Origin of the sequence: Paraburkholderia sp. BCC1885 (assembly GCF_900996235.1) — a bacterium.
In the GTDB taxonomy this organism is placed as follows: Bacteria; Pseudomonadota; Gammaproteobacteria; order Burkholderiales; family Burkholderiaceae; genus Paraburkholderia.
Genome location: NZ_CAAJGM010000022.1, coordinates 213,314 through 225,561, shown reverse-complemented (window position 1 = coordinate 225,561; position 12,248 = coordinate 213,314). Strand labels below are relative to the sequence as shown.

Annotated in this window: 7 protein-coding genes; 6 read left to right on the top strand and 1 reads right to left on the bottom strand. The window is 64.5% G+C overall.

Features of this window, described 5'->3' with window-relative positions; all coding sequences use genetic code 11:
* The 6 genes from bamA to FQ755_RS02255 all read left to right on the top strand — a co-directional run.
* The coding region (gene bamA / locus FQ755_RS02280) for an outer membrane protein assembly factor BamA (protein WP_144150564.1) at positions 1–1,245 on the top strand (1,245 nt) is incomplete at its 5' end.
* A gap of 227 nt (positions 1,246–1,472) precedes the next feature.
* Positions 1,473–2,195, top strand: a complete 723-nt coding sequence (locus FQ755_RS02275; RefSeq protein ID WP_144150562.1) for a response regulator — start codon at positions 1,473–1,475, stop codon at positions 2,193–2,195.
* A 275-nt stretch (positions 2,196–2,470) separates the two neighbouring features.
* Positions 2,471–3,781 carry an efflux RND transporter periplasmic adaptor subunit gene (locus FQ755_RS02270; RefSeq protein WP_144150560.1) on the top strand — a complete coding sequence of 437 codons (1,311 nt, stop codon included), beginning with the start codon at positions 2,471–2,473 and terminating at the stop codon, positions 3,779–3,781.
* A gap of 18 nt (positions 3,782–3,799) precedes the next feature.
* Entirely contained in the window at positions 3,800–6,943 is a 3,144-nt protein-coding gene (locus FQ755_RS02265; RefSeq protein ID WP_144150558.1) for an efflux RND transporter permease subunit, read from the top strand.
* The gene (locus tag FQ755_RS02260; protein ID WP_144150556.1) at positions 6,940–10,284 is read left to right on the top strand and encodes an efflux RND transporter permease subunit; all 3,345 of its coding nucleotides are present in this window, start codon (positions 6,940–6,942) and stop codon (positions 10,282–10,284) included. The genes FQ755_RS02265 and FQ755_RS02260 overlap by 4 nt, the downstream gene beginning before the upstream one ends.
* Complete coding sequence (locus tag FQ755_RS02255; protein WP_409937017.1) at positions 10,281–11,861, top strand: efflux transporter outer membrane subunit; 1,581 nt, start codon at positions 10,281–10,283, stop codon at positions 11,859–11,861. The genes FQ755_RS02260 and FQ755_RS02255 overlap by 4 nt, the downstream gene beginning before the upstream one ends.
* Here FQ755_RS02255 and FQ755_RS02250 read toward each other — a convergent pair.
* Positions 11,855–12,172, bottom strand: coding sequence for a hypothetical protein (locus FQ755_RS02250; RefSeq protein ID WP_144150555.1), 318 nt, complete (start codon positions 12,170–12,172; stop codon positions 11,855–11,857). The two genes, FQ755_RS02255 and FQ755_RS02250, sit on opposite strands and share 7 nt — an antisense overlap.
* Between the last annotated feature and the right edge of the window lie 76 nt (positions 12,173–12,248).

Below are 12,248 nucleotides of genomic sequence, written 5' to 3'. Positions count from 1 at the left end.
CGCCGCATCAACATCGTCGGCAACACCCGCACGCGCGACGAAGTGGTGCGCCGCGAAATGCGTCAGCTCGAAAGCTCGTGGTTCGATTCGAGCCGCCTCGCGCTGTCGAAAGACCGTATCAACCGTCTGGGCTACTTCACGGACGTCGACGTGACGACCATCCCGGTCGAAGGCACGGCCGACCAGGTCGACGTGGACGTGAAGGTTACGGAAAAGCCGACCGGTTCGGTCACGCTGGGCCTGGGTTACGGCTCCGGCGAAGGCCCGATCATTTCGGCGGGCGTGTCGCAGGACAACGTGTTCGGCTCGGGGACGAGTCTTGCGGTCAACGTGAACACGGCCACGACCTTCCGCACGCTGACGGTCACGCAGGTGGATCCGTACTTCACGGTGGACGGCATCAAGCGTATTACCGATGTCTATTACCGGACCAGCGAGCCGCTGTATTACTCCAACGTCACGGACACGAGCTTTCGCATCATCACGCTCGGCGCCGACCTCAAGTTCGGCATCCCGTTCTCCGAATCGGACATGGTCTACTTCGGCACGGGTATCGAGCAGAACCGCCTGGACGTGGACGCCACCACGCCGCAAAGCTATATTGACTATGTGAACTCGTTCGGCCGCGTCTCGGACAACGTGCCGCTCACGCTCGGCTGGTCACGCGACAATCGCGACAGCGCGCTGGTGCCGAGCCGCGGCTACTTCACGCAGTTCAACGCCGAATACGGCACGCCGATCGCCCGCACCAATTACTACAAGGCGGATCTGCAGGCACAGTACTACTACTCGTTTGCGAAGGGCTTCGTGCTGGGCCTGAACTTCCAGGGCGGCTACGGTAATGGCCTGGGCGGCGAGCCGTATCCGATCTTCAAGAACTACTACGCAGGCGGGATCGGATCGGTGCGCGGCTACGAGCCGAGTTCGCTGGGTCCGCGTGACGCGTCGACGGGCGATCCGATCGGCGGCTCGAAGATGCTGGTGGGCAATGTCGAACTGACCTTTCCGCTGCCGGGCACCGGTTACGACCGCACGCTGCGGGTCTTCACCTTCGTCGACGGTGGCAACGTCTGGGGCACGGAAGGCAATAGCGTCGGCGCCAATGGTCTGCGCTACAGCTATGGCGCGGGTCTGGAATGGATCTCGCCGATCGGACCGCTCAAGCTGGATTTCGGCCTGCCGATCGTCAAGCATGCGGGCGATCAGTACCAGAAGTTCCAGTTCCAGATTGGCACCTCTTTCTGACAGCCCTGCCATATTCGACGGGCCGCAGCGCCGCGCTGCACGGCCTGTCGCATTCCTTACTATTTACCTTCATCACATTACGTTTAACCATTCCGACACAGCCTCGCCTTTCGTGGCCGCCTGAACCGTTACCGCTGATTACACAACACCCTCCCGGTAACTCCTCGCAATCACTTCGCCGTTCCCGAGGTGCGGAGAGTTCACCGCGGCACATTACACTCGCACGCATGGCTATTCAAATTCTGGTTGTCGATGACGACGCCGAGCTGCGCGACCTGCTGCGCAACTATCTGGGCGACGCGGGCTTCGAGGTTTCCGTTTTGCACGATGCCGCCTCGCTCGAACGCCGGCTCGAGCGCGAACGTCCCGATCTGATCGTGCTCGATCTGATGATGTCGGATATCGACGGCCTGACCGCGCTGCGCAAACTGCGCGCCACCGGCGACGATCTACCGGTTATCATCCTCACCGCGAAAGCCGACGACGTCGACCGGATCATCGGTCTCGAACTCGGCGCGGACGACTTCCTGGCCAAGCCCTTCAACCCGCGCGAACTGCTCGCCCGGATTCAGGCGGTGTTGCGGCGCCGCACGGCGCCGTCGGCAGCGGCGCCGGAGCAACGCGAGCCGTTCGCCTTCGGCAGCTTCCTGCTCGACTTCCAGTCGCGCACCTTGAGCCAGCGCGGCCGGCCGATCATGTTGCCGGACAGCGTGTTCGCCCTGCTGCGCATCTTCGTGGATCATCCGCGGCTTGCGCTGAACCGCGAACGCCTGCTTGAACTGCTGCATGGCCCGGAATACGACGGCACGGATCGCGGCATCGACGTGCAGGTGTGGCGCCTGCGCCGCATTCTCGAACCGGACCCGTCCGCGCCGCGTTTCATCCAGACCGTGCGCGGCCGCGGCTATGTGTTCGTGCCAGAGGGCAAGGCGCAGGAGCATGCGTCATGAACGCACGGCCATTTCGGTCGAACGCGGCGCGCGGTGTGTCGATGCGATGCGCCTCGTCAAACATTTGTCAAAGAGCGGCCCGATGGTGACAACAAGCTGTAAACGTGGCACTTTGCGCAGTTGCGGCAAATCCCGCTTTCCCGCCTCGGCCCGCCACCCCGAACCGGTCAGATGAACCGCGCCGGGGCAGCAGTGTCAGTAGTTCTTGCCGGTCCAGCCGGGTTGGGCTGGGCCAAATCAATTTTCAATAGCAATAAAAGTTTTCGGAGAAAAATATGAGCGAAGCCGTGTCCACGCAGCCGAAGCGCTCGCGCCTCAGGCTCGTCCTGATCGCGCTCGTCGTACTGGTGCTGATCGCGATCGTGGTGATACACGTGCTGGGCCGGAAAAAGCCCGTGCGTGGAGCGGCGCCGCAAGTGGTGACCACCGCAACCGCGACCCTCGGCTCGATGCCGGAAACCCTGAGCGAACTCGGCACGGTGACCCCCACCGCCACCGTCACGGTACTGCCGCAACTGAGCGGCTACCTGACCGCGGTCGGTTATCACGAAGGCCAGGACGTGCAGAAAGGCCAGTTCCTCGCCCAGATCGATCCGCGCCAGTATGAGATCGACAAACAGCAGGCCGAGGCCACGCTCGCCAAGGACCGCGCCGCGCTCGCCCAGGCCCGCTCCGATCTCGAACGCTTCACGCAGTTGAACGAACACAAGTCGATTGCCGAGCAGACCTTCGTCGACCAGCAGTTCCTCGTCCAGCAGGACGAAGCCGCGGTCAAGTCGGACCTCGCCAACATCGCCCAATTCGACCTCGACCTCGCCTATTGCCACATCACCGCGCCGGTATCCGGCCGCGTCGGCCTGCGCCTCGTGGACCCGGGCAATTACGTGACCGCCTCGTCCTCGCCGGGCATCGTCGTCATCACCACCATGAAGCCGACCACGGTGCAGTTCACCGTGCCGCAGGACTCGCTCGCCAAGGTGCTGCAACGCATGGGCACGGGCGCGAACCTCGCGGTCGCCGCCTTTAGCAGCGACAACTCGAAGCAGATCGCCACCGGCACGCTGTACGCCGTGAGCAACCAGATGGCAACGGCCACCGGCACGGTGACCCTGCGCGCCACCTTCGCCAACGACGACGAGGCGCTGTTCCCGAACGAGTTCGTCAACGTCAAGCTGCTGGTCGACACGCTGCAAAATGCCGTGCTGGTGCCCACTCCGGCCGTGCAGACCGGCGCGCCGGGCGACTATGTCTACCTCGTCAACGCCAACAACACGGTCTCCGTGCACAAGGTCACGCTCGGACCGAGCGACGGCAAGAACACGGTGATCACCTCGGGCCTGTCGGCCGGCAACATCGTCGTGACGGACGGCACCGACCGCCTGAGCGACGGCGCGCCGATCAAGGCCGCCGGCGCACGCCCGGCGGCGGGCGCCTCGGGTGCCGCGGCCGGTTCGGACGCTTCGGAAGCGGGCGCCGCGAGCGGCGCCCATGGCCATCACAAGCGAGCCCAGAACGGCGCATCGGACGCAGCGGGCGCCTCAGGGGCCTCGGGGGCCTCCGCCGCTTCTGTCGACGCCGCTTCGTAGCCGCGGATCCACTCGCCGATGAATATCTCCCGTCTGTTTATTCTTAGACCCGTAGCGACGCTGCTGCTGATGGTCGCCCTCGTGCTGGTGGGCCTCGTCGCGGTGCGCGTGCTACCGGTCTCTTCGCTGCCGAACGTCGACTATCCGACCATTCAGGTGCAGACCTTCTATCCGGGCGCGAGCCCGGACGTGATGGCTACCACGGTGACTGCGCCGCTCGAGGTGCAACTGGGCGAAATCCCCGGCTTGCAGCAAATGACCTCGTACAGCTCGGACGGCGCGTCGGTCATTACGCTGCAGTTCGACCTGTCGCTGAACCTCGACGTCGCCGAGCAGAACGTCCAGCAGGCCATCAACGCGGCCAACAGCTATCTGCCGACCGGCCTGCCCGCGCCGCCGACCTACGCCAAGGTCAACCCGGCCGACCAGCCGATCCTGACGCTCGCGGTCACCTCGAACTCGATGTCGCTCACGCAGCTCGAAGACGCCGCCAACAACCGCCTCGGCACCAAGATTTCCGAAGTGTCGGGCGTGGGCGTGGTGACGACGAGCGGCGGCAACGTGCCGGCGATCCGCGTCGAGGCCGACCCGCAAAAGCTGGCCGCCTACGGCCTGAACATCGACGACCTGCGCACCCTGCTCAGCTACGTCAACGTCAGCCAGCCGAAGGGCAATTTCGACGGCCCGGATCTCGACTACACGATCAACGGCAACGACCAGATCAGCGATCCGAAAGACTACCTGGACACGGTGGTCGCCTACCAGAACGGTGCGCCCGTGTTCATGCGCGACGTCGCCCGCGTCACCTCGGCCGCCCAGGACGTCGAACGCGGCGCCTGGTACAACGGCACGCCCGCGATCGTGCTGAACGTGCAGCGCCAGCCGGGCGCCAACGTGATCGCCACCGTGAACCAGATCATGAAGCAGTTGCCGCAGCTCGAATCGACGCTGCCGGCCGGCATGAAGGTCACGGTCGTCTCGGACAGCACGGGCGTGATCCGCTCGTCGGTGTCGGACGCGGCGTTCGAACTGGTGCTCGCCATCATCCTCGTGGTGGCGGTGATTTTCGTGTTCCTGCGCAACGTGCCGGCCACCATCATCCCGAGCGTGTCGGTGCCGGTTTCGCTGATCGGCACGCTGGCCGTGATGTATCAGCTGAACTACTCGATCGACAACCTCTCGCTGATGGCGCTGATCATCGCCACCGGCTTCGTGGTGGACGACTCGATCGTGATGATCGAGAACATCGTGCGCTATCTCGAGGAGGGCAAAACGCCGCTCGAGGCCGCGCTCGAAGGCGCCGGGCAGATCGGCTTCACGATTCTTTCGCTCACCATCTCGCTGATCGCCGTGCTGATTCCGCTACTCTTCATGGGCGGCGTGATCGGGCGTCTGTTCAGCGAATTCGCGGTGACGCTGGCGGTGACCATCGTGCTCTCCGCGGTGGTTTCGCTGACGGTGGTGCCGATGCTTTGCGCGCGGCTATTGCGCGCCCAGGCCGAGCGCCATCCGAGCCGCTTCGAGCGGATCAGCGAGGGCCTGTTCGAGAAAACGCTCAACGCCTACGAGAAGGGTTTGCGCTGGGTGCTCGATCACCAGATTCTGACGCTGGTGGTGTTCGTGCTCACCCTCGTGCTGACGGGCCTGCTGTACGTGGTGATTCCGAAGGGCCTGTTCCCGGTGCAGGACGTCGGCGTGATCGAAGGCATCAGCGTGGCCGACAACTCGGTGTCCTACAAGGCGATGGTGACGCGCCAGCGCGCGCTCGCCGACCAGATCCTGAAAGATCCGGACGTGGTCTCGCTCACCTCCTACGTGGGCATCGATGGCACCAATTCGACGCTCAACAACGGCCGCTTCCTGATCAACCTGCGCGATCACGACAAGCGCTCGGACACCGCGCAGGAGATCGCGCGGCGTCTGCAGAACGAAGTCGCCAACGTGCCCGGCATCAAGCTGTATATGCAGCCGGAGCAGGATCTGACGCTCGACACCACGGTCTCGCCGAACCAGTACAGCTTCGTGCTGCGCGGACCGAGCCAGCAGGCGTTCCAGAAGTACGTGCCTGAACTGATTGCACGCCTGCAGAAGATTCCGTCGCTCGCCGATGTGCAAAGCGATATGAATAGCGACGGCATGAGCGTGAACGTCGAAGTCAACCGGCAACTGGCGGCGCGCTTCGGCATCACGCCGGCGACCATCGACAACGCGCTCTACGACGCGCTCGGCCAACGGATCGTCTCGACCATCTTCCAGCAGTCGGACCAGTATCGGGTGATTCTCGTCGCCAAGCCGGAATCGCTGCCGAACGTGGGCTCGCTCGGCAACCTGTATCTGCCGAGCCAGACCAGCAGCAGCGGCCAGGTGCCGTTGTCGGCGATCGCCAAGATCCAGATCGTCAAGTCGCCGCTGGTGATCAGCCATCTGGCGCAATTCCCGTCCGTCACCATCTCGTTCAACCTCGCGAAAGACGCGTCGTTGAGCACGGCGGTGAAACAGATCCACGAGGCCGAACAGGCGGTCAATCTGCCGCCGTCGATCACCTCGTCGCTGCAGGGCGCGGCGCAGGCCTTCCAGGATTCGCTCTCGAGCGAGGTGTACCTGCTGATCGCCGCGCTGGTGGCCGTGTATATCGTGCTGGGCGTGCTGTACGAGAGCTTCATCCATCCGGTGACGATTCTTTCGACGCTGCCATCGGCGGGTATCGGCGCCCTGCTCGCGCTGATGATCGCCGGCAGCGACCTCGACGTGATCGGCATTATCGGCATCGTGCTGCTGATCGGTATCGTCAAGAAGAACGCCATCATGATGGTGGACTTCGCGCTCGACGCCGAACGCAATCACGGCAAGCCGGCGCGCGAGGCGATCTTCGAGGCGTCGCTGCTGCGGTTCCGGCCGATTCTGATGACGACGCTGGCCGCCATGCTCGGCGCCCTGCCGATGCTGCTCGGCACCGGCACCGGTTCGGAACTGCGCCGCCCGCTGGGTCTCGCCATCATCGGCGGCCTGACCTTGAGCCAGGTCCTCACGCTCTTCACCACGCCGGTCATCTATCTGTTCTTCGACCGCATGGCCGAGCGCACGCAGCGCTGGCGCAACCGCAACAAGCCGCAGGACCCGAATGAAGGCACGCCTGCAGGCACGGCGGAGGACACGCCTTGAACATTTCGGCGTTATTCATCCGGCGCCCGGTCGCGACGACCCTGCTGGCCGTCGCGATCCTCATCTCGGGGGCGCTCGCCTACTTCCGGCTGCCGGTCGCGCCGCTGCCCAACATCGCCTTCCCGGTGATCGTGGTGCAGGCGCAGATGGCCGGCGCAAGCCCGGACAACATGGCGTCGACCGTGGCCGAACCGCTCGAACGGCGCCTCGGCACGATCGCCGACGTCGAGGAGCTGACTTCGATCAGCTATGTCGGCTCGTCGATGATCGTGGTCGAGTTCGGTCTGAACCGCGACATCAACGGCGCGGCGCGCGACGTCGAAGCCGCCATCCAGGCCGCGCGCGCCGACCTGCCGACCACCTTGCGCGCCAACCCGACCTACCGCCAGTACAACCCGGCCGATTCGCCGATCATGGTGCTGGCGCTGACCTCGGACACGCTCACCAAGGCGCAGCTCTACGACTCCGCGGATTCGGTGATCCAGCAGCAGTTGTCGCAGGTCAACGGCGTGGGGCAGATCACGCTCGGCGGCGGCGCCTTGCCGTCGGTGCGGGTGGAGTTGCAGCCCGGCAAGCTGAATAGCTACGGCATCGGCCTCGAAGACGTGCGCGCGGCAATCGCCGCCGCCAATGCCGACAGCGCCAAGGGCCATCTCGACCAGGGCGAGCAACGCTACGTGGTGCTGTCCAACGACCAGATCAACAAGGCGGCGCCCTACCGCGACCTTGTGGTCGCGTACCGCAACGGCTCGCCGGTGCTGTTGCGCGACGTCGCCCAGGTGAGGGACTCCAACGAAAACATCCGCAACGCCGGGCTCTACAACGGTAAATCGGCGGTGCTGGTGATCGTGTATCCGATGCCGGGCAGCAACGTCGTCAGCACTGTCGCGCAGATCCGCAACGTCCTGCCCGCTATCGAAGCGACGTTGCCGCACAGCGTGCACGTACAGGTCGCCGTGGACCGCTCGGAGTCGGTGCGCTCCTCGGTGGCGGACACCGAACGCACGCTGTTCATCGCCGTGCTGCTGGTGGTGGGCGTGGTGTTCATCTTCCTGCAGTCGCCGCGCGCCACGCTGGTGCCGGCGGTCGCGCTGCCGCTGTCGATCGTCGGCACCTTCGGGCCGATGTACCTGCTCGGCTACAGCATCGACAACCTGTCGCTGATGGCGTTGACCATCGGCACCGGCTTCGTGGTCGACGACGCGGTGGTGGTGCTGGAAAACATCACGCGCCATCTGGAGCTGGGCTTAAGTCCCAGGGAAGCGGCGCTAAAAGGCAGCGGCGAAGTGGGCTTTACCGTGATCTCGATGAGCCTCTCGCTGATCGCGGTATTCCTGCCGATCCTGCTGATGCCGGGCATCGTCGGCCTGCTGTTCCACGAGTTCGCGGTCACGCTGTCGATCGCCATCCTGATCTCGCTCGTGATCTCGCTCACGGTCACGCCCGCCATGTGCGCCTACGTGCTGAGCCACGAGCGCGCCGGCCGTTCGCAGGCGCGCTGGGCCACGTGGATCGAGTCGATGTTCGAGCGCTTCAAGAATGCCTATTCGCGTTCGCTGACCGCCGCGCTCGACCACGCGCTGCTGGTCATCCTGCTGCTGATCGGCCTGCTGGTGGCCAACGTGTTTCTGCTCAAGCTGCTGCCGGGCACCTTCTTTCCGGAGCAGGACACCGGCATCCTGATCGGCCAGATCATCGCCGACCAGAGCATCTCCTTCACGGCAATGGAGAAGAAGCTCGCGCAGTTGCAGGAGATCGTGCAGAAGGATCCGGCGGTGCAGTCGGTGGCGGGCTTTACGGGCGGCCGGGCGTTGAACACGGCGAACGTGTTCGTCGAACTCAAGCCGCTCGCGCAGCGCCACGCCACCGCCACCGAGGTGGTCAACCGCCTGCGGCCCAAGCTGAACGCGGTCTCCGGCGCGCGGCTCTTCATGCAGGCGCAGCAGGATCTGCGCATCGGCGGACGGCAGTCGGCGGCCGAGTATCAGTACACGTTGACGAGCGAGGATTCCGCGGCGCTGTTCGCGTGGACGCCCAAGCTCGTGACCGCGCTCAGCAAGATGCGCGGCGAAGTGCTCGACGTGAACTCTGACCTGCAGCAAAACGGCCTGCAGACCTACATGAACTTCAACCGCGCGACGGCGGCGCGTTATGGCTTTGCACCGAACCAGATCGACAACGTACTGTACGACGCGTTTGGCCAGCGGACGGTGTCCACCATCTACAACGCGCTCAATCAGTATTTCGTGGTGATGGAGGTGGCGCCGGAGTATTGGCAGTATCCGCAGACGCTCAGCCAGATTTATCTGAGCACGGCAGCGGGTAATGCCCTCGGCACGGCGCAGACGCAAATGCCGGGCGGCACGGTATCGGGCGTAACGGCGGCCAGCGCGGTCAGTGCGACGACCAGCGCGTCGACCACCAACGCGCTGAACTCGAACGCGCAGGCCAACGCCACCACCAACAGCATCGCCAACAGCAAGGGCGGCAGTTCGAGCGGCAGCGCGGACAGTACCGCGGCCGAAACCATGGTGCCGTTGCCCGTGCTGTCGGGCTACGTCAACAACCATACGTCGACCCAGGTGAACCATCAGAGCGGCCTCGTGGCGGCGACGATCTCGTTCAACCTGCCGCCGAACGGTTCGTTGAGCACGGCGCAGACGGCCATCGACACGGCCTCCCGCGAGATCGGCATGCCGGCCAGCATCCACGGCGCGTTCGCCGGCGCGGCCCAGGCCTACGCGCAGTCGACCAGCACGATCCCGCTGCTGATCGTGGCGGCGCTCGGAGTGGTCTATATCGTGCTCGGGGTGCTCTATGAGAGCTCGATTCACCCGCTGACGATCCTGTCGACGCTGCCCTCGGCCGGTATCGGCGCCACCCTCGCGCTGCTGATCTTCGGCACGCCGTTCTCGGTGATCGCGCTGATCGGCATCATCCTGCTGATCGGCATTGTCAAAAAGAACGGCATCATGATGGTGGACGTGGCCATCCAGATGCAGCGTAATGACGGGATGTCGGCAAAAGATGCGATTCACGGCGCCGCTGTCGTGCGTCTGCGGCCGATCATGATGACCACCTTCGCCGCCGTGCTGGGCGCGGTGCCGCTCGCCATCGGCATTGGCCAGGGCGCGTCGCTGCGTCAGCCGCTCGGTATTACGGTGATGGGTGGCCTGATCCTGAGCCAGGTCTTTACGCTGTACACGACGCCGGTGATTTACCTGTACCTGGACCGCTTGCGCTCCAGGCTGGTCCAGTGGTCCTCGGGGCTGCCGTGGAACCGCCAGGCGGAACAAATGGGACCGCCGCGGCAATCGGGGCAAACGGATACGAAGGCATGAAGATGAAGATTGACTGCAAACCGCTGGCCAAACCCCTGGCCGCTTTGATCGCCGTGCTGCTGGGCGGCTGCATGGTCGGGCCGGATTACCACCGGCCGCAGGTCAGCGTTCCCGCGACCTACCACGAACTGCCGGGCTGGACCCAGGCGGAACCGGCCGCCACCGCGCCCAAGGGCGACTGGTGGACCGCCTTCAACGATCCGCTGCTCAACGAGCTCGAACCGCAGGTGGTGGTGTCCAACCAGACCGTGCGCCAGTCTTACGCCAACTATCAGGAGGCGTTGGCCGAGGTGAAGATCGCCCGCGCCGCGCTGTTTCCGACCATCGGCGTGACCGGCAGCGGGACTCGCGCCCGCAACGGCAGCGGTGCGTCGAGCCTCGCCGCGAGCCGCGCTTTTGGCGGCAATATTCAGACGGTGAGCAATTCGGCGTCGCTGGAAGCCAATGTGGACTGGACCATCGACCTGTGGGGCTCGGTGCGCCGCACGATCGAAGAGAATTCCGCCACTGCGCAGGCCAGCGAAGCCACACTCGCGAACGCCACGCTCTCCGAACAGGTGACGCTCGCCACCACGGTGATCCAGCTACGCACCAGCGACGCGAATATCGCCCTGCTGCAGGACACCGTGAAGGCGTACCAGCACTTCCTGGAAGTGGTATCGAATCAGGACAAGTACGGCACCGTGGCGCCGTCCGACGTGATCACCGCTCGCACCCAGCTCGAAAACGCCCAGTCCAGCCTGCTCTCGCTGGGCGTGGCGCGCGCGCAGTACGCGCATGCGATTGCCGTGCTGGTGGGCAAGAACCCCGAAGATCTGGATATTCCGTTTAACCCGACCTTGCCGAGCCTGCCGGACGTTCCGGCCGGCGTGCCGTCGACGCTCCTGCAACGCCGGCCCGACATCGCCACGGCCGAACGGCAGATGGCCGCGCAGAATGCGGCGATCGGCGTGGCGGTGGCGGCGTATTACCCGACGGTGTCCATCTCGGCGCTGGACGGCTTCACGCAATCGCCCTTGAGCGGGCTGCTGCATGTCGCCAATTACGTCTGGTCGCTGGGCGGCAACGCGACGGAGACCCTCTTCGACGGCGGCCTGCGCAGTGGTCAGGTGGCGGCGGCCAGGGCAGCTTACGATTCGGCGCTGGCGAACTACCGTGGCACGGTGCTGACCGCGTTCGAAGACGTCGAGAACGACCTCTCCGGCCTGCGCATTCTGGCGCAGCAGTCCAATACGCTGAACGACGCGGTGCGCGACGCGACCCGCGGCACGGAGATTGCCTTCAACGAATACCAGGCCGGCACGGTGGATTACACCACCGTGGCCACGGCCCAGGCCACCCAGTTGAGCAGCCAGCAAACGGCGTTGAACGTGCAGGAGACCCGGCTTGTGGACGCCGCTTCGCTGTTCGGCGATCTGGGCGGCGGCTGGTCGGATAGCGAGCTGCATGATCCGCGTCATCCAGATCAGGCGCCGGTGGCGTCGGGGACTTCGGCGGCTTCAGGTGCGGCGGCGGCTTCGGCGCCGGTCGCGGCAACGCAGGGTCAAAACCAGCGCGTGCAGGCTTCGGCTCAGTAATTCATATTGGTTGCTGATGGCTGGTATGCGGGCGTCATTTCTTGCGAGATGACGCCCGTTTTTCGTTTGATATTTCGGCTCATCCTTCCATTAGCGAAGACCATGGAACGGATCAAATTCGAGCGTCCGTTTTCCAGCCGCTTCAGAGTCTGCGCAACCAGATCACGTATGTGTCCGCCCTGCCGCGTTGGACGTCCTCGCGTGTCGCGCTGAGCGGCGATGCCGCACAGGTCCTTTCGCCATATTTTTAGGCGGACGCAGCCGAAAGACAGGTACGCGAAAATGCCAGAACGATCCGTGGAGATTGCCATAAATATATTATGGATAACGAATCAATCTACTTAAGATCCGCGTTCGGTTCCGCTTATTTATCGTTGCCTAAGGCAT